The sequence below is a fragment of the Paenibacillus dendritiformis genome (assembly GCF_021654795.1).
Lineage (GTDB): Bacteria > Bacillota > Bacilli > Paenibacillales > Paenibacillaceae > Paenibacillus_B.
In genome coordinates, this window is sequence record NZ_AP025344.1 from 5,734,178 (window position 1) to 5,752,082 (window position 17,905).

Genomic DNA, 17,905 nt, shown 5'->3' on the forward strand with positions numbered 1-17,905 from the left:
TTCATCTTCAAATGCCGTGAAGATTTATCCTTCACAATTCCGACTATATCACTGGCTGGAAGCGTTGTCAACGAATATATTTGAAATATCCGTATTCATCATTTTGATTTAAGCAACTTCTCACACAGCCAAAAGTCCAATTCTGAATCAATGTCTATGCTGCGCTCAACAGGCATTTTATACCCTAGCGTGTTCTCTGTTACAAATCCCTTTCTCCTTAATAAATGCTCTACTTTCATCGCATATACGGCTCCGTTCAAAACAAAAGCTTGTGGCAGTTGCTGTCTAGGCAGATTGTTCTCAATTGAAAATAGAGGCAGTAATTTAGAATGCTCATCTACACGATAACACCAGTAAGGACTTTTTTCAGGGCTAGTGACAGATACAACAGAATCAACTTCATTGTTCATAAGCAATTCTAAACAATTATCAATATCTTCAGAAACGCGCAACGGTGAGGTAGGTTGTAAAAGGACCACATTCTCATAACCAGTAATCCTTTCCAATACGTACATCACACTTTCTACAACGGAGGACTCGTCTCCTGCCAACTCCTCCGGTCTTAGAAAGGGAATGTCCGCACCAAAATTTTTTGAAACCTTCGCTATCTCCTCATCTTCCGTAGATACGAGGACGCGATCGATATAGCGAGATTTTAAGGCTTGTTCAATGGTCCATGCTATAAGGGGTTTATTAATTAAAGGCTTTACATTTTTTCTCGGAAGTCCTTTCGACCCTCCTCGGGCAGGGATAATAGCTAATGTCTTTGCCTCACAAATCATATTACCCCCGCCTCCATATCAACATTTGCCCGCTTCAAATCATCCATTCGTCCAATGTCAATCCAATATTCGAGTATAGGGAATACCGTTGTGTTATGCCCATTTGCAATGAGCCCCTGGAATAATTCCGGCATATCGTAATACTTGCCGCGGGGAATCAATTCCAAGGTTTCTGGCTGCAACACATACAACCCTCCATTTATAAAGTAACGCTGAATAGGCTTCTCCTCGATTGAAAGAAGTTTGCTATCATCAACACGCACAACTCCATAAGGCACCTGATACTCATATTCACGGACGCACATGGTGGCCATTGCCTTATTTTCTGAGTGATACTCTAATAGTCGCTCGTAATTGACTTTGGTTAACAAGTCGCCATTCATTACAAAGAAAGGCATATCCAAATGCATATCCGCTAGATAACTGAGTGCTCCAGCTGTGCCCAGACGTTCCGTTTCATCTATATACTGAATTTCTGCCCCCCACTTAGCACCATCACCGAAATAATTTTTTATGATTTCTGCATGATAGTTAACAGAGATATAGAAACGATAAAATCCATATTCAATAAAATTCTCAATAATCAGTTCTAAAATCGGCTTATCGCCAAGCTTCAGCATAGGTTTCGGACAATGATCCGTAAGGGGGCGAAGTCGGGTTCCTAATCCTCCCGCCATTAAAACGACGGGATTGGGATATAGTTTTTTTTCAATAAATCGATCCAATAATTCTATGCGAACAATTTTTCCTTCTTCGTCAAGAACCGGAATTTGGCGCAAATGTTTCTTTTTCATCATCATTAAAATCGTTTGCGGATTGTCGCTAACTCTTGCCGAAACAGGTTGCCGGTTCATTATTTCAGTTATGCAACTTTTTAGAGAAACGCCCTTCAGGATGCCCCTGCGGATGTCACCATCCGTCACGGTTCCCAATAATGAATCGTCTTCATCAACAACAAGAGCAATTTGCAGTCCAGTTGCATCAATTTTCTCGATTACCTGCAAAATGGAGGTATTCCCTTTTACGAGTACCTTTTTCCAATCGAACATTATGTAACCTCCTTGGCAGGAACTCCATATGCAGTGATATTTTCCGGTATTGAATGGAGTCGCAAAACACCTGCCCCTATTACCGAGTAGTACCAATTCGACTTGCTGCACAGTTCGTTCCTCATCACTTAGATGCTTTCTGGCGAAAGGTTGACGAAACAGAGCTACTCTTTATAACGGCTAATAATCTCATCCACTCCATAGTCCTTATTCGCGGGCTTACCGAGTATATCCCAATAATTCATAGGTGAAATTCCTTGCCCTGGCCGTTTTCCTGTTACATTTTCTTTCGTCCAAACTTCTCCTGCACGAACAGGTTGGCTAGCTACCAGGCTTTTGCGGGCAATATTGATATTTTTGCTTTCTGATGGCGTCGGATACTTACGTTTTGTTCCTAATGCAGCCTCGACCTGACGAACCGACTCAACAAGTGCAAATAATTCCTCTGGCTCTAATGATGCTTGATGATCCGGGCCAGGAAGATCTTTGTTCAGAGTGAAATGTTTCTCAATAACAGATACCCCAAGGGCAGCGGAGGCTATGGCTACGGAAATTCCTTTTGAATGGTCCGATAATCCTACCGATAAGCCGAATGCATCACGAAGCGTAGAGAGCACATTTAAATTAACTTCATGGAACGGAGTCGGGTATTCAGTAGTACAATGAAGAAGTGTCACCTTTTCCTTCAAAATATTTTGTGCTTCGTCAGTGCGATAAGACTTCTTTATCTCATGTAATGAAGCAGGCTCTTGATTATTCAGATAACCGTATGCCAACACTGCAAGCGCGTCTTCTATTTCCCCTAATGTTCCCATTCCCGTAGATAAAATCACAGGTAAACCCTTACGCCCTGCTTCCAGCAGGAGGGGACCATTTGTTAAATCACCTGACGATAACTTAATCCTCTTAATTCGGCATTTGTTTACCAAAAATAATAAACTCTCGACATCGAATGGGGTTGAAAGAAATTCTATACCCTCCTTTTCACAATACTCAATAATTTCAAAATGATATTCGGCACTTAACTCTAAATTTTTTAACAGCTCGAACTGCGACTGGGCTTTACTTGTCTTCATTTGATATTCCGCCATATCCGCATAGGAGGTAACAAGGTGCTGAGCTTTAAACGTTTGAAACTTTATGGCGTCAGCTCCAGATTGAGCGGCTACCCGCACAAGTTCTTTTGCCATCTCCAGTGAACCGTTATGATTAACGCCTGCTTCTGCAATAATCTCGATATGTTTTGTCACGCTCACCACTCCATTTAGGAAACATCATAAAATCTTTTTACAGGTGCTTCTTGCAAATCAATACTCTTCAGTGTCTCTTTTATTGGCTTGGAAGCTTGACCTGCACCATAAGCCGGTTCTTGCCGAGAAACCATTTCTTGAAAAGATTTTGAAAGAGCAACATGAATCGCTTCTGTAATATGCCTAGCCCGTGCTTCGCAGTCTATAATAGAAGGACTTCGTAAACGTCCTTTTTGTCGGTTGCCAATATTGATTGTCGGCACTCTTAGTGCAGGAGCCTCAATAATTCCGCTCGAGGAATTTCCAACAACTGCTGCGGCATGCTTCATGGCACTTAAATATTTTAATTGTCCCAGGGACGCACATAGATAGATTCGTTCCTTCTTGTTCAATGCATATCTCTCTATGTATGTGATAAGCTCCCTCCCGCCAGCATCAGCATTTGGCTTGGTAATAATTATTGAATAGTCATCATACTTTTCCAATGCCAGAATTAACTCCTGAAAATCGGTTATGGATGAATGCTGGCTTCGCGTCTCAGGATGAAATGTCACCAGAAAAAAAGGACGGCTCAATTCAAATTCGAGTTCTTTGCTTAACTCGTCTCGAGTTAGGAGCTTCAAATGAGTAAGGTGATCTAAACCTGGTGCCCCGAAATTAAATACCCGTTCCGGCGCCTCTCCTAATTGAATCACCCGTTTGCGGTATGATTCAGTAGTAGTAAAGTGTATATAAGCCATCTTCGTGATCGCGTGCCGGATTGACTCGTCGATAGCCCCCTCTGTAACTTCGCCTCCGTACAAATGAGCGATGGGGATATTCAGAAACATGGCTGCTTGCGCGGCGGCAAGCGTTTCGAACCGATCTCCAGTCAGCACGACTAGATCGGGTTGCAGTATACGAAATGCATCCGTGAAACCGATAATTCCTAGACCGACTGACTTAGACATAGCATAGCCGCTATCGCCAGACAGCAGCATATCGACTTTCCAATCTATCGTGAACCCATCTTCCTCAATAACCTTATACGTTGCCCCGAACTCTGGAGCCAGATGCATACCGGTTGCTACCAGTTGTAATTGGAGTTCTGGATCGGAAGAGACTTCCCGCAATAGCCAGTAGATTAACCCATATTCAGCACGTGTGCCAGTGATAAAACATAATTTACGCATAAAACTCTCCTGTCAAATGCGGACTGCTTGGAATATTAATGATCTGATTCTGCAGAGATTCAGTTACCTTTAATGGCATCTTCGGCATTTGTTCGTACATGGCAAGCTTATGAAGCGGAGTCCAAATAGGACGTGTCATGATACCTTTCCTATTCGTCATCTCCAGTATAGCTTCCCTTATCTGTTCATCAGGTTGGTCCAATATTATTGCATTTAGCCAGTAGTTACTTCTGGCATAAGGCATTTCTTGAAATATACTAACCCCTTCAACCAATTCAAAGGCAGCCTGGTATTTCATTGCAAGTCTGCGCTTCGCTTCAACTAGTCTCGGTAAATACTCTAATTGAGCGCATCCCAGGGCAGCATTAATATTAGGCAACCGATAATTATACCCCACTTCCGTGTGCACAAAGTTCCAGGGGTGGGGTTGTTTTGCCGTCGTCGTAATGTGTTTGGCCCGTCTAGCGATGTTTTCATCATTAGTGACGATTGCCCCGCCTCCGCCAGTAGTCATGATTTTGTTCCCATTAAAGCTGAATGCTCCTATGCTTCCTATTGTCCCGCAGTGCTTGCTCTTATAAATCGATCCTAAAGATTCTGCAGCATCCTCAACACATACGATATGAAACCTCGTACATACATCGATAAGCGGGTCCATATCCACGGGATGTCCAAATGTATGCATAGGCACCACAGCTCGAATAATATTTCCAGTTAGGCGGTTATAGCATATTCCTGCACGGACTTCGGCTATCTCGAGTAAGTAGTCTTCCAGGGCAGCAGAATCAATGCCTAATGTCCTCGCAGATACATCAATAAAATGGGGGAGCGCATGACAGTATGCTACTGCATTGGCTGTAGCCACAAAGGATAGAGAGGGAATCAAAACTTCATCTTTCTCTTGAACGCCAGCCAATAACAAGCTAATATGAAGAGCGGCTGTCCCATTAACGACGGCTACGGCATGCTTGACTCCCAAATAATCCGCAAGGTCCCGTTCAAACCTTGAAACATATGAACCTACTGATGACACCCAGCCGCTGTCTAAACAATCCTTGACGTAATTCCATTCCTCCCCTTGAAAACGAGGTTCATGCAATGATACTGTTCCATTTTGTTGTGGCAACAACTCGCTTAACTTATTGATAATGTCATTCACCATCATAGTCCATCGCCTGATTTCTATATATTATAAATGCCAGTTTTGTATAGACCCAGGTTATCGGGTTGTGTAAACCATTCAATCGTCGATTTCAGACCTGCCCTTAAGCCATCTTTTCCTTGATATTTGGGCTTCCATCCCAAAAGCCTTTCCGCTTTAGAATTATCCGCCCACAAACGCTCCACTTCGCTTTTATCAGGACGCATTCTTTCTGCAGCAGTTTGAATGGTTATTGATCGCCCCATAACATCTGCAATCAGTTCAACCGTTTCGCCAATACTAATTTCATAATTACTTCCAATATTAATTTCTTCTCCTACAGAGTTAGGCGACTCCAACATGGCAATAAACCCGCGGACGGTATCTTCTACATAGTTAAAATCACGGGTTGGATGCAGTGCGCCTAGTTCAATCACGTCCTTGCCAGATGCGATTTGCGTTATTGCTGTTGGAATAATAGCCCTTGCAGATTGTCTTGGTCCATATGTATTGAATGGGCGTATGACACCAACTGGAGTTCCGAAGGAACGGTAAAACGAAAGTGCCAACTGATCTGCTCCTATCTTCGAAGCAGAGTAAGGCGATTGTCCCTGCAAGGGGTGTGCTTCATTAATCGGAACATACCGGGCAGTACCATACACTTCACTGGTAGATGTATGGATTACCTTCTCAATATCCAACTCTCTTGCAGCCTGAAGCACATTCAACGTTCCTTTAATATTTGTGTCTACGTAGGTATCCGGCGAATGATAGGAGTAAGGAATTGCAATGAGCGCAGCCAAGTGCAGGACCGCATCGCAATCCTTCATCGCCGACTTCACACCGTGCGGATCACGTATATCGCCACTGAACACTTCAAATTGACCACGCACATCATCTGCGCAAGCATCGAGCCATCCCCATGTGTTGAACGAATTATAGAAGACAAAGGCTCTTATGTCGTAACCCTCCCGGATCAACGTTTCCGTTAAATGTGAACCTATGAACCCGTCTGCTCCTGTAACAAGAATTTTTTTATTTGACTTCACGACTATGCTCCTCTATACATTTTTCCACCTTATTTATTCCTTCTCTAAAATATTCAATGAGCCTAGGAGTGACCTCCTGCATATTAGAAGTAACGGGGAGAAGATGCTTTACCAAAAGCCTTCCACGTTTAGACTCATCCTTTTCGCTAACGATTTTTGGTATGTAGCGACGGAAAATAACGAGTTGATGGTGAAGGATAGCGGAATAAATATATGTAAATACAGGTTTATTTACAATTTCGGACCATTTTTGTTCAATAAAACTGACGTAATTATCGAAAGAATCCATGGTCTTATCAGTCGATAAAATTTGCCGACAATATTCGTTTATTCGCTCTAATGTAGAATTACATTTCCCTAGTTGCTCCAAGAGATCTTGCATCTTTTCGAGCGCCATTTTTCCATTCTCTACGCATGATGACTCATGCGATGCTGTATTAAATAATGAGCCATCAGATTTATTCCATTCTGGATGCTCATCAAGCAAGTATTCAATTGGAGTATGCTTTGTTCCTTTGATATGAGCTCCAACTTTAGATGTATTAATAAATTCAATCTTAGAATTGAAAAACGAAATAAGTTCTTCAATAGACTCTAACGTGACCATCATTGGAATGGATGTAGGGTTCGTGCCCCCACAAACATTTGGAACCTCTAACTCTGTTACTGCTTCTAAATAATCGGTTATCTCTTCGTCTGTAAAATGATCAACTTTATTGGCATAAAGCCTATTATTGGGGTAAGAAAAATCTTGTCCAGCAAAGATGATAGAAGATGCCCCCATATATACAGCTGCTTGAATGGCGGTTCCTGTTACAGAACACGCTGAAGCGAACGTTGGTGCATCCTGTTCATTAAGCAGGTATTCCGTTAATGTATCTTCGGCAATCGCCACATGAAATAGCGCTTTACGTTTATTCTCAATTATCTTATGGTGTACATATGTCCCATAAAGTAATGGAATATCGGAATACTGCAGGCCGCTAAAAACTTGATAATTTTTTTCACTTCCATCAAGAGTGACAATTAAATCGGGAATGATTCCGATACTAAATAAAAATTGTACACTTGAGCCAGCTGCAATGGTAAAAACTCTGGAAGATAGTTGTTGTAAAGCTTCCTTATCCAAATCTGCCGAGGGACCTGAACCAACAATAAGAACCGGTTGCTGTTTGAGAACGTCCTTCAACTTCTTCACTGAATGACTGGAAATATTTTTAGGCATATTCAATGTGATATTTTTTACCCAGTCCTCTCCAAAGACCGCATAGGTAGCTAAGTTACTTCGATACCGGTTAATTTCTTTTTTACACAAGCGATTAAATACTCGCATCTCATCTGAATAGATCCGCTCATACCCATTAAGGCTCACAATTTTATATGAACTCGTAATTACATCGATAACACTGGTAATCATTTGTTCTTGGATAAATTCTTCCCTCCCAACCCCCAGAACAATAAGATTGGGGTGGAGAAGAATTCCTTCTAAATTTCTGGATTCTATTGCTCTAATAAAAATAGCAGGTTCAGGTTCATAAATATAAAATCGCTTATGAGGATATCTCTTCATTAATTCCTCGATATGATAACCTAATCCCATTCCATACACAAACAAATCATCTGAATCGGAAATATTACTTTCCAATGAATCACACCATCGTTCTGCCTCTTCAATTGGGTTGTACCGGCTATGAAGATAACTGATGGAACCATCGGCTTTGAGAACTTTGATCGTCACTTCGTTGGAATGAGAGTTAACAACTTCAACACTATTAGTATCAACTGAATGGCCCGTCACAGCAGTATACAGATTGGGGTAAGTTGACTGTAAAACAGATAAATTCCGTTCTAGCACATTAGACATAAATATCTCCCGCAAGTTCATTTATAGATTCAAATAACGGAAAAAATTCATAAGTAATAATATCGCCGCCCCAAATAAAATCTTCTTGTATGAGGGCATCATTAATATTATTAATATGTTGACCTAACCTTTCTATTTTTTCATCAATTCTTATTACCATTTCTCTAGATAACCCCACTTCTTTTAGTAAAGAATTGAGAAAGTTTAAGGAAACATGCAACCATTGCAACCCTTCTGTAAATTCACCAAACAATTTCCAGTCCTTCTCTGATACTTTGCCGTAAAATATAGATACCAGATTTTCTTTATGATCAAAAATTCTTTCAACATAATTTCTTATTTGGTCTAGAGTCTCATTAATCGCATCCTTCATGGTAATCGTTTGGAACCTTAATTCAGAGATGTGGTTTACATTCTTTGCTATATACTCTACATCGGTATCATAGGCTGTCTCTCCATCTATCGTTGTAGAATAAACTAACTTGCCTGTCTGAACAAGCTCTTCCCGGAAAACGTTCCACCAAGGCATGAAATCCGAACTATTTATAATCTTCTTTTTTATTTCTCCATCCGTATATATCTGCATTTTATACGCTCCTTTACTTCCTTTATTTTAATTATCGGTATGCGGCGTTCAATATTTTATGGAGGGGGGACAGGTCATAAAAATAGGCGCTTTCGCAATTCGCGAAAGCGCCCAGGGTAAACCAATTTTCTTTTAGCCTAAAAGTTTCAAAACCGACTGTGGAGCAGAGTTGGCTTGAGCCAGCATTGCTGTACCCGCTTGAACCAGGATTTGATTACGAGTAAAGTCTGTCATTTCTTTCGCCATATCAGCGTTGCGGATACGGGATTCAGAAGCGGACAGGTTCTCGGCAGTTACGCCCAAGTTGTTAATGGTGTGTTCCAGACGGTTTTGTACCGCACCAAAGGCTGCACGTTGTTCCGCAACTGTGTTAATCGCCGCTGCAATTGTGGAAAGAGCGTTGCTTGCTGCTGTTTGCGTGCCAATGCTCAAGCTATTCACCTTTAATTCAGCTGCTCTCATGTCCTTCAGTTGTGCAGTTAACGTATTACCCTTTTCAACACCAATTTGGAAGCTGACCGTTGCACTAGCATTCAGCAATTTAATTCCATTAAAGTTCGTGGAACTTGCAATGTTATCGATTTCTGCAATCAATGCATCCACTTCTTTTTGGGTGTTTGCACGGTCTTTAGCATCATAAGTTCCCGTAGCAGCTTGGTTAGCCAACGTGTTCAAACGCTGCAGCATGGAATGTACTTCTGTCAAAGCACCCTCAGCCGTTTGAATCAGGGAGATACCGTCCTGCGCATTGCGCATCGCTTGGTTCATACCGCCGATTTGGAAACGCATTTTCTCAGAGATAGCGAGACCTGCCGCATCGTCCGCCGCACGGTTAATGCGGAACCCGGAAGACAATTTCTCCATTGTCTTGCCCATTGCTGTGTTGTTCATGCCCAGATTGCGGTGAGCATTGATTGCGCCTACGTTCGTGTTAATAAACATCGACATTCTTCATCATCCTCCATGATATCATTCGGCCACATCCTTGCGGCCTATTATATATATCGAGTAATGATCATACATTTTTTATAGTAAAAACAAATTATCTTTCAATGATCTACTAATAAGAAAGTTTGCTCCATTCTCTTAGTTATGAATTGGATCCATAAGAAAAACTAATTCCAATGGGGTTGACATAGGATAAACAAGATTGATCCCTATAAAAAAACTTCCAGCCAAAAATAGGCTGGAAGTTTTGAAAAAGTCAATATTACCCCAAAAGCTTCAAAACAGATTGTGGAGCAGAGTTCGCTTGAGCCAGCATTGCTGTACCCGCTTGAACCAGAATTTGATTCCGAGTAAAGTCTGTCATTTCTTTCGCCATATCAGCGTTGCGAATACGGGATTCAGAAGCGGACAGGTTCTCGGCAGTTACGCCCAAGTTGTTAATGGTGTGTTCTAGACGGTTTTGTACCGCACCAAAAGCTGCACGTTGTTCAGCAACTGTGTTAATCGCCGCTGCAATTGTGGAAAGAGCCGCATTAGCCTTGGCCTGTGTGCTGATGCTCAAACCACTTACACCGAGTGCAGAAGTTTTCATACTCGTGAGAGCAGCAGTTAGCGTATTCGTTTTTTCTACGCCAATTTGGAAGCTGACATTTGCACTCGAATTCAACAATTTAATTCCGTTAAAGTTTGTGGAGCCTGCAATATTGTCAATTTCCGCGAGCAAAGCATCCACTTCTTTTTGCGTGTTCGCACGGTCTTTATTATCATAAGTACCCGTAGCGGATTGGTTTGCTAGCGTGTTCAAACGCTGCAGCATGGAATGTACTTCTGTCAAAGCGCCCTCAGCCGTTTGAATCAAGGAGATACCATCCTGTGCATTGCGCATAGCTTGATTCATACCACCGATTTGGAAACGCATTTTCTCGGAGATAGCGAGACCTGCCGCATCGTCTGCCGCACGGTTGATACGGAAGCCGGAAGACAATTTTTCCATTGTCTTGCCCATTGCTGTGTTGTTCATGCCCAGGTTGCGGTGAGCGTTGATTGCGCCCACGTTCGTGTTAATAAACATCGACATTCTTCATCATCCTCCATGATTTCATTATGGGGCCACTTCCTTGCGGCCCATTATATATATCGAACTTTCATAATCTTTTTTTTATAGCTAAAATAAAAGCAGCTTATTTTTTTTGATCAAAATAAAAAGCCACTTGATCCACTCTTCCCATACCTTGATAGGCATTCATAATCGTCTTGCTTTGGCGGACGCCTTGGACCTGGGAGCCCAGTTGACTTATTTGTCTTTCAATGCGATCGATTATGGACTGGTAAAGCACCTGAAGCGTCTGACAACGTATAGCTTCCTGGTTTCTTTCTTCCTTAGTAAGCATTCCTGGATCAACAGACGAGATAGATTCCTTCAGTTGATCCCACTTTTCCACAAATGCAAGGAAAGCTGAATCCTGCCATTCTCGTTCCTTTATTTCAAGAATATATTGTTGGCATAAGTCGATCATCTCATCGTATATATCAAGTCTTGTTCGAGTATCACGCATAATTTTGACCCGCCGTAACATCTTTGCCGATCGTTTCCCAAGCGTCTTTGATGGATTGAATCACGTTTTTAGCTTCCGCTAGCGGCTGTTGAGATTTTTGGATATTAGCTTGAACTAGTTGGTCAATCACATACAAATACAGATTTTTTAGATTTTGGGCAACTTCCCCGCCTTCGCGTTCGTTCAAGCAAGCAATCAACTCATAGATGATATCCTGCACCTTCAGAATATGCTGGTGGGCCAACATGGGATTATCTTCTGTAAGCGCAGTTTCCGCCTGATTCATATACTTTAACGCCCCGTAATATAGCATAAGAATCAACTTATGAGGGGAAGCTGTTTCATATTTATTTTTTTGGTAGGCTTGATAACCGGCGGTCATATTGGTGTACATCTATTCATCCCCTTAACCTGCTAGCTCTGCTGCGACAAACCTTTGATTTGACTGTTTAACCAGGACTGTTCGTTTTTCAATTTGCTCAGAGCCACTTCCATGGCCGTAAATTGTCTTTTTAATTGCTGTTCTTTCAATGTGAGACGATCTTCCATCTTGGTCATGGATTCCGTGATAAAAGAGATTTCAGAATCATAGCCATTCACGCGGGATTGTAAAATTCCGTTGGCCTTGCTTGTCCAAGTGCGAAGCTCTTCACTTAATATGGTAGCGATCCCCTGCTTCTTTTTCCCCGAGCTGTCGGTCTCATCTGCATTAAACATAGCTATTACTTTTTCCGGATCACGTTCCAAGGCTTCTTTAAACTTCTTCTCATCGAAGACGATCTGCCCCGTCATATCGGCCCCTTTTTTATCCTTATCGATTTCGATACCAAGGTCAGCCAATGTACCCAAGCCCGCAATATTGCTTGACATCCAACTGCCTAGCTCCATATCCAATTGGCGCAAGGTCGAATCACCCTGAAGCGTTGTTTTACGATAGGGGGTTTTATCATCCTTTGGTTTTTCTGCTGGCTTGGCCAACCCTTCCCGAATCAGCTTGCGAACTTCGTTAAATGCATCCACGAAGCCTTTAACCTTCTCAAGGACCTTGTCCGAGTCTTGTCCAACCGTGATCATAGCGGAAGAAGATTCTTTTTGGAGCTGCAAGGTCACGCCATCAATGACGCCCTTAACCTCGTTGGAGGAACTGGTAACGGACAACCCGTTTACTTTTAGTTCCGCATTCTGTGCAGCTTGAACTTCCTGGAAATTCCCGCCCGACAAGAGACCCAGGTCGTTTAAAATGTTCCCGCTACCTGTAATCCCGATTCCGGATGAACCTCCGTTACCTTGATGGAACGCATTTTCCACTCCAGTTTTCACCGAAGTTAATACCAGTGTCTTCTTTCCTGGGGATGTCTCTACCAGAGAAGCAGATACGGTTTTACTATTTTTATTGATATCATTTTTGAGATTTTCGAGCATCTCTCCATATGTTTTGCCTTTCAACGTAACCGCAACTTCAGTCCCATCTGGCTGACGAAAAGAAACCGTTTGGTTTTCAAGAGAAGAGGAATCATCTGTTGAGGTAAACTCATTCGCTTTAATAACATGCGATTTTGCCAGCTTATCTACGGTTACCTGATAGTTCCCGGTTATAGCATTATCGGAGCCAACCGCCTTTACGGCTTGCTCATCCGAGCTTTTGGTCGATGTCAGCTTGAAGTTCGCATTCAACGTTAAATCCGCAGCTTTATCGCGGAGTGTGGACAACTTTGTATTTAAATTACGAAAATAGGACTGAAACCCAGAAAAATCTTTTTTCTTTTGCTCGAGATTATTATAGGGAATTCTCTCCAGCATCATTAATTTTTCAATCATCATCCCGGTATCCAATCCGGAAGCAAGACCGCCAATACTAAACCCCATTGTTCCTACCGCCTTTCTTTTATATTTTTTTATCCAAAAACAAGCCAATGAGCTCTTTCATTTTGACCGACAGTTCTATCAAAAATTCCGGAGGCAAACTGGCTATGACTTCCTTCGTCTTCTTGTCGATAACCTCGACATATAATTCCTTGGCGTCATCGTGATACCTGAAGTGAATCTCTTTGCCGGAGCTGGCAATCGATTCATTCAACTCCTCTACCTTTTTTTGCAGATCCTGCTTGTCTTCGATGCTCATATTTATGTAATCCAAGGTGGTTCCAGTTTGAGAAGAAGGTGATTCCCCCGGCATTTCTTTGCCGAGCACATTTTTCAAGGATTGAATCGTCGACCGATGAACCTGTAAGTCTATCCCCGCGGTGTCTGTACGATGAATGCTGCTCATCTATATCCACCTCACATTTCAACAAGGCTATATTTCCTTGCATTGAATCTGCCTATGATTTCTCATTTTTTAAATTTCTTCAATATCTCAATCATATTGATATCTTGTTTTTCATTGGCTCCCCTAGTGGTCTCGACAGCAGAATTATTTTCCTGTACGATGCTCTCGTACAATTCCTTCCGCATAATTTGCACATTTTTTGGAGCCACAAATCCAAGCTTGACATACTCTCCTTCCACGCCAAGCACGCGAACCTCAATCTCGTCGCCGATCATGACCGTCTCGCCAGTTTTTCGCTTCAGTACCAGCATCCTATTCTCCCCTTCCTTGAAGAAAATGCCGGACAGGGAGATTAGAGTCTGTGATGATATACTGACATGCCTTCTGCGTTTTCGGCGAAAAGAGGACGGGAGCTCGCAAATTCACGCTAATCGCATCGTTAATGATATTAACGACAAGCATCGTCACGACTTCTTCCGGCGTTTGTACTCCCAGAGCTTCCACGGTATCCCGGTCGATAGGAAAGCTGTAGTTCTGGACATATTCCGCCGGAATTAAGATAAAGCTCCGTTCCTCATTCACCGCATGGAGAATATAGAAGACGGAATCGTCGTATGGCATTAAAGCGTAGCGGGTAATCGATTGAAACCCAACCATGCCTCTGACGAACTCGTAGATCTGATGAGGTTCAGGATGAAGAGCCCCGTAATTGGAACTTTGGATCGTTACATTTGATGCGACTGAATCATTGGTAGACGTCATTCCCGAACAACACCTTTCGTTTGCACTTCAATTTCCGGCGGGTAAACCCGAACATCAATGGCTACGCTCTGGGAGGGCAGCGCATAGAGCCGCACTTCTTTTTGGCCTTTTTGCATATAGCGTTCGAAGGCAATCTGGCCGAAGGTCGTCTTCGACTTGGCGATATTGCCCAAACGGTCGCCTTCTTGCGCTTTCTGTTGCGTAGCCTGGACAGCCACTTGTATCGCCTCGTTTTTGCGCTCGCTAGCTAGAACAGAAGGCCGCTGCAGCCCCAGCTCGTCCCATACCGGCTGCCAATCGGCCTCCATCTCGACGGGGCGCTGGCGAATCGTTAACTCAGCCGGTTCATAGCGGAAGGAATGCGATTGAACCTGCCTAATGGTATCCGATATATTCATGGAAATTTAACCCTTCTCCGAGTTTATCGAATAAAGTCGATCAGTGATACCTGCATAATCCGGGCCCCCGTTGCCAAGGCCGCCTGCATCACGTTTTCCTGCGTCTTCAAGGCGATAATCGCTCCCGGCATATCGACATCGGCGACCTGGCCGCGCTCGGTCTTCAGGCTGACTTTATCATCCGCAAGACGGTTCTCCATCAGCTCGAAGCGGTTCATGCGCGCCCCAATTTCTGCCCACTGCGTATTAATTCGGTCCGAGGAGGCGTCAATCCGCTCCAATCCATTCAGGAGTGCATCTATGTCGTTATTCTCTGCCGCTTTGATCATGTCATCCATCATTTGGAACACATTATCATTATCTTTATCGATCGGCTTCGTTGTATCGATGGCCTTGCCAAATATCAATTCGCCTGTAATGCTTACCGGAACGGTGACCGCAGGGCTTACATTTAGTCTGTAAATCCCTTCATCTGTCTTCTCCGTCGCGGCTCCCGCACTCGTATAAGGCGGGATGTCCGTCTTCTGGCCGTTGAACAGATAGCGCCCATTATAGGAACTGTTGCCGATCATGACAAGCTGCTCCTTGAGCTGCTTCAACTCCGCAGCATTTGCTATACGAGCATCATCCGGCGTCGTCCCGGTTGATCCTTGCTGCACCAACGTACGAACCCGCTTCAGCACGTCGCTCGTCTGCTGCATCAAGGAATCCATGGTGCGCAGCATGCCCGATCCCATCTGCGCATTGGAGGTAAATTCATCATTGCGGTTCAGTTCGCTGTCATACCGCATCTGATAGCCGATGCCGACCGGATCGTCGCCTGGACGGTGAATCCGCTGACCGGAAGATAGTTTATTATTCAGATCAATCGCATTGCTGTTCATATATCGCATATTGCGGAGCAGCTGCGTATTCTGCATTGCACTCGTTACGCGCATCCTAGTTCCTCCTTACATATCCTGCTTCCTTTATTTAACGTTACCGTCCAACGATACCCATCTGATTGATGACCCGATCAAGCATCTCGTCGACCGTCGTCATGTTCCGCGCCGCCGCATTGTAGGCATGCTGGAAGCGAATCATGTCGGCCATCTCCTCGTCCAGTGACACTCCGCTCACCGATTGCCGGCGGAATTGCACGGAATCGACCATATCGCTCTGCACTTTGACATTTCGCTCCGCGTTTGTTGCCCGCGTTCCCAGGTCGCCCATAATCGCGCGGTAATAATCATCTACCGAGCCGGTGGACAACGATGTCATATCCGCCGGATAATTGAATGATTTGTCGCGGAGTGAAGCCAAGGCATGCGCGATAACGCTGTTCCCCTTAACCGTAATGTTCTGCCCGTTCACGGTGTCATAACGTCCGGAGGCCGCGATATTACTGACGTTATTCACGATATCGACATTGACCTGGATATTGCTGATGGAGAATTCGCCGCCGTCCGTTGTCGTGAAGAATGGAATGCCCGACTTGGCAGGGTCTGACAGCGTATAACCCAGGCTGTGCAAGCCGTTAAATCCGTTCACTTGGACCGTGGCGGGTCCCTTCAAGATGGAGCCTGCCGGAATCGTGCCGCCTGCCGGGATTGTCGTCCCGTTCTCCAGCTCTACGGCGCTCTTGGCAATAAGCGGCGAAGCAGCCACATAGCCAGCTGCCAGCTCGACATCTACCGATCCGGTTACCATCGTTCTAACCATCGCATTCGCTTGGTCGCGCACCCGCTCGACTTCGGCAAGCGATTGCGCATATCCATGAAGCTGTCCTGCCGTGGCGGCTACATCCGCCGTAATCGGCGTCGCCTCTCCATTCTCGACGACCGTAACACCGCCCGACAGAATGGCGATATCTCCTCCCTCTCCATCGGTCACCTGCACATCGATGATGGTGGAGAGCTTGTCAATCAGCAGGTCGCGCTGATCCCGGAAATCATTGGCGTTATCCCCCATGCCTTCCACGCGCTTAATCGTATCCGTCAAGCTTGCAATATTTGCGATAATATCGTTTGCTTCGTTCACTTTGATGTTGATGCTGGACTGGATATCGTTCTCCAGCTTGGTCAGCGACTCATCGATATGCTTCAGCATATTGGTGAAGTTAGAGGCCGCACCGGCCACTTCGACGCGGGCACTGAGCAGAGAGGGGTCGCGATTGAGGACTTCCCAGGAGTTCCAGAACTTATCCATGACGCTGCGCAAGCCATTATCCGACGGTTCATTGAAAAAGCCTTCAATCGAACGGATCGTATTATCGACAATGCTCCACGAGCCAAGCGTCTGGTTCTCTCTCCGGAATTGAAGGTCGAGGAAGCTGTCGCGGATACGGGTAATGCTGTCGTACTGCACGCCGGTACCCAACTGCCCCGGAGCTACGCTGTTGTACATTCCGGGCATCGCCAGCGGCCGGGTCGCAGAAGCGTTCACCCGCTGCCGCGTATAACCGTCCGTGGAAGCATTGGCGATGTTATGTCCCAAAGTCTGCATCATGGTCGATTGGACAAACAAGGATCGCTTGCTCGTCTCCAATCCGTGAAAGGTTGATCTCATCTTCGTTCGTTCCCTTCCTTCATCCGTCTATGCACGCGTATCCATCATGCCGGGTCTGCTATATTGGGGAGCAGCTTGCTCCGGGCGGCGGTACAGCATGTCTTGTTCGGAATAATCTATATGCAAATTAAGCTGATATTCGATAAAATGAATGGACTGCTGAATGAGCGTCTGGTTATGGTCATTGGTGAATTTCAACTTTTCCAGCACCGTCCGGATACGTTCTTGCACGGCGAGCATCTCTTGCCGCTCATTGGCGTCGAAAATCAGCTTCGTAATCTCGGTCACCGTAAGCTTTAGCTGCGATTTGATCCCCTTCGATTGCAGGAACGACTGCACAGCCCCTTCCCGCTCCTGTTCCAGGGAAGCTAGCTGCTTCAAGCATTTCGATTCCTGCTGGGACAGCTTGACCAAGTTATCGATGTCATTCTGAATAATTACCTGCGTCTTGGCTTCCCCGATACGCACCAGCTCTGAATAAATATCCTCCATGCGGCTCAATATTTCCACAATTGGCGCTGCGCTCACATTC

At 44.4% G+C, this 17,905-nt stretch carries 20 protein-coding genes; all 20 read right to left on the bottom strand.

The features are described from left to right. Positions 1-98 precede the first annotated feature (98 nt). On the bottom strand, positions 99-782 hold the full coding sequence (locus L6439_RS25485; protein WP_213471281.1) for an acylneuraminate cytidylyltransferase family protein: 684 nt from the start codon (positions 780-782) through the stop codon (positions 99-101). Beyond that, positions 779-1,831: a nucleotidyltransferase family protein gene (locus tag L6439_RS25490; RefSeq protein WP_213471282.1), complete on the bottom strand. Its 1,053-nt coding sequence runs from the start codon at positions 1,829-1,831 to the stop codon at positions 779-781. Before L6439_RS25490 ends, L6439_RS25485 begins: the two co-directional genes overlap by 4 nt. 164 nt (positions 1,832-1,995) lie before the next feature. After that, complete coding sequence (gene neuB, locus L6439_RS25495) at positions 1,996-3,081, bottom strand: N-acetylneuraminate synthase (protein WP_269155957.1); 1,086 nt, start codon at positions 3,079-3,081, stop codon at positions 1,996-1,998. 14 nt (positions 3,082-3,095) lie between these two features. Then, the gene (gene neuC / locus L6439_RS25500) at positions 3,096-4,253 is read right to left on the bottom strand and encodes a UDP-N-acetylglucosamine 2-epimerase (protein WP_213471283.1); all 1,158 of its coding nucleotides are present in this window, start codon (positions 4,251-4,253) and stop codon (positions 3,096-3,098) included. Further along, on the bottom strand, positions 4,246-5,418 hold the full coding sequence (locus L6439_RS25505) for a LegC family aminotransferase (RefSeq protein WP_420540569.1): 1,173 nt from the start codon (positions 5,416-5,418) through the stop codon (positions 4,246-4,248). The genes neuC and L6439_RS25505 overlap by 8 nt, the downstream gene beginning before the upstream one ends. Before the next feature lie 17 nt (positions 5,419-5,435). Further along, complete coding sequence (locus tag L6439_RS25510) at positions 5,436-6,443, bottom strand: NAD-dependent 4,6-dehydratase LegB (protein WP_213471284.1); 1,008 nt, start codon at positions 6,441-6,443, stop codon at positions 5,436-5,438. Beyond that, a complete protein-coding gene (locus tag L6439_RS25515) occupies positions 6,430-8,307 on the bottom strand; it encodes a motility associated factor glycosyltransferase family protein (protein ID WP_213471285.1) in 1,878 nt (625 codons plus the stop codon). Before L6439_RS25515 ends, L6439_RS25510 begins: the two co-directional genes overlap by 14 nt. Continuing rightward, the gene (locus L6439_RS25520; RefSeq protein ID WP_213471286.1) at positions 8,300-8,893 is read right to left on the bottom strand and encodes a hypothetical protein; all 594 of its coding nucleotides are present in this window, start codon (positions 8,891-8,893) and stop codon (positions 8,300-8,302) included. Before L6439_RS25520 ends, L6439_RS25515 begins: the two co-directional genes overlap by 8 nt. Positions 8,894-9,025: 132 nt before the next feature. Then, the gene (locus L6439_RS25525; protein WP_269155958.1) at positions 9,026-9,841 is read right to left on the bottom strand and encodes a flagellin N-terminal helical domain-containing protein; all 816 of its coding nucleotides are present in this window, start codon (positions 9,839-9,841) and stop codon (positions 9,026-9,028) included. A gap of 262 nt (positions 9,842-10,103) precedes the next feature. Then, positions 10,104-10,919: a flagellin N-terminal helical domain-containing protein gene (locus L6439_RS25530; RefSeq protein WP_269155959.1), complete on the bottom strand. Its 816-nt coding sequence runs from the start codon at positions 10,917-10,919 to the stop codon at positions 10,104-10,106. Between the two features lie 103 nt (positions 10,920-11,022). Further along, positions 11,023-11,397: a flagellar protein FliT gene (gene fliT, locus L6439_RS25535; protein WP_213471287.1), complete on the bottom strand. Its 375-nt coding sequence runs from the start codon at positions 11,395-11,397 to the stop codon at positions 11,023-11,025. Further along, positions 11,390-11,791: a flagellar export chaperone FliS gene (fliS, locus tag L6439_RS25540; RefSeq protein WP_168179118.1), complete on the bottom strand. Its 402-nt coding sequence runs from the start codon at positions 11,789-11,791 to the stop codon at positions 11,390-11,392. The genes fliT and fliS overlap by 8 nt, the downstream gene beginning before the upstream one ends. 20 nt (positions 11,792-11,811) lie before the next feature. Continuing rightward, a complete protein-coding gene (gene fliD / locus L6439_RS25545; RefSeq protein ID WP_213471288.1) occupies positions 11,812-13,263 on the bottom strand; it encodes a flagellar filament capping protein FliD in 1,452 nt (483 codons plus the stop codon). A gap of 19 nt (positions 13,264-13,282) precedes the next feature. Further along, positions 13,283-13,666, bottom strand: a complete 384-nt coding sequence (locus L6439_RS25550) for a flagellar protein FlaG (protein WP_213471289.1) — start codon at positions 13,664-13,666, stop codon at positions 13,283-13,285. Between the two features lie 62 nt (positions 13,667-13,728). Continuing rightward, entirely contained in the window at positions 13,729-13,977 is a 249-nt protein-coding gene (csrA, locus tag L6439_RS25555; RefSeq protein WP_168179121.1) for a carbon storage regulator CsrA, read from the bottom strand. Position 13,978: 1 nt separating this feature from the next. Further along, positions 13,979-14,323 (bottom strand): flagellar assembly protein FliW, encoded by a 345-nt coding sequence (gene fliW / locus L6439_RS25560; protein WP_237096644.1) that lies wholly within the window; start codon positions 14,321-14,323, stop codon positions 13,979-13,981. A gap of 101 nt (positions 14,324-14,424) precedes the next feature. After that, on the bottom strand, positions 14,425-14,826 hold the full coding sequence (locus L6439_RS25565) for a DUF6470 family protein (RefSeq protein WP_168179123.1): 402 nt from the start codon (positions 14,824-14,826) through the stop codon (positions 14,425-14,427). A gap of 23 nt (positions 14,827-14,849) precedes the next feature. Next, a complete protein-coding gene (gene flgL / locus L6439_RS25570) occupies positions 14,850-15,764 on the bottom strand; it encodes a flagellar hook-associated protein FlgL (RefSeq protein WP_168179124.1) in 915 nt (304 codons plus the stop codon). A 40-nt stretch (positions 15,765-15,804) separates the two neighbouring features. After that, complete coding sequence (gene flgK / locus L6439_RS25575; RefSeq protein ID WP_168179125.1) at positions 15,805-17,373, bottom strand: flagellar hook-associated protein FlgK; 1,569 nt, start codon at positions 17,371-17,373, stop codon at positions 15,805-15,807. Between the two features lie 27 nt (positions 17,374-17,400). Continuing rightward, positions 17,401-17,901 (bottom strand): flagellar protein FlgN, encoded by a 501-nt coding sequence (locus L6439_RS25580; protein WP_237096645.1) that lies wholly within the window; start codon positions 17,899-17,901, stop codon positions 17,401-17,403. Between the last annotated feature and the right edge of the window lie 4 nt (positions 17,902-17,905).

What these genes read in the sequence shown, in the direction of transcription:
- csrA (WP_168179121.1), bottom strand. Translation starts at nt 13,977, where the DNA reads ATGCTGGTACTGAAGCGAAAAACTGGCGAGACGGTCATGATCGGCGAC.
- L6439_RS25530 (WP_269155959.1), bottom strand. Translation starts at nt 10,919, where the DNA reads ATGTCGATGTTTATTAACACGAACGTGGGCGCAATCAACGCTCACCGC.
- flgK (WP_168179125.1), bottom strand. Translation starts at nt 17,373, where the DNA reads ATGAGATCAACCTTTCACGGATTGGAGACGAGCAAGCGATCCTTGTTT.
- L6439_RS25505 (WP_420540569.1), bottom strand. Translation starts at nt 5,418, where the DNA reads ATGATGGTGAATGACATTATCAATAAGTTAAGCGAGTTGTTGCCACAA.
- neuC (WP_213471283.1), bottom strand. Translation starts at nt 4,253, where the DNA reads ATGCGTAAATTATGTTTTATCACTGGCACACGTGCTGAATATGGGTTA.
- fliW (WP_237096644.1), bottom strand. Translation starts at nt 14,323, where the DNA reads ATGGTTGGGTTTCAATCGATTACCCGCTACGCTTTAATGCCATACGAC.
- flgL (WP_168179124.1), bottom strand. Translation starts at nt 15,764, where the DNA reads ATGCGCGTAACGAGTGCAATGCAGAATACGCAGCTGCTCCGCAATATG.
- fliT (WP_213471287.1), bottom strand. Translation starts at nt 11,397, where the DNA reads ATGCGTGATACTCGAACAAGACTTGATATATACGATGAGATGATCGAC.
- L6439_RS25550 (WP_213471289.1), bottom strand. Translation starts at nt 13,666, where the DNA reads ATGAGCAGCATTCATCGTACAGACACCGCGGGGATAGACTTACAGGTT.
- L6439_RS25490 (WP_213471282.1), bottom strand. Translation starts at nt 1,831, where the DNA reads ATGTTCGATTGGAAAAAGGTACTCGTAAAAGGGAATACCTCCATTTTG.
- L6439_RS25515 (WP_213471285.1), bottom strand. Translation starts at nt 8,307, where the DNA reads ATGTCTAATGTGCTAGAACGGAATTTATCTGTTTTACAGTCAACTTAC.
- fliS (WP_168179118.1), bottom strand. Translation starts at nt 11,791, where the DNA reads ATGTACACCAATATGACCGCCGGTTATCAAGCCTACCAAAAAAATAAA.
- L6439_RS25485 (WP_213471281.1), bottom strand. Translation starts at nt 782, where the DNA reads ATGATTTGTGAGGCAAAGACATTAGCTATTATCCCTGCCCGAGGAGGG.
- L6439_RS25565 (WP_168179123.1), bottom strand. Translation starts at nt 14,826, where the DNA reads ATGAATATATCGGATACCATTAGGCAGGTTCAATCGCATTCCTTCCGC.
- L6439_RS25525 (WP_269155958.1), bottom strand. Translation starts at nt 9,841, where the DNA reads ATGTCGATGTTTATTAACACGAACGTAGGCGCAATCAATGCTCACCGC.
- L6439_RS25520 (WP_213471286.1), bottom strand. Translation starts at nt 8,893, where the DNA reads ATGCAGATATATACGGATGGAGAAATAAAAAAGAAGATTATAAATAGT.
- fliD (WP_213471288.1), bottom strand. Translation starts at nt 13,263, where the DNA reads ATGGGGTTTAGTATTGGCGGTCTTGCTTCCGGATTGGATACCGGGATG.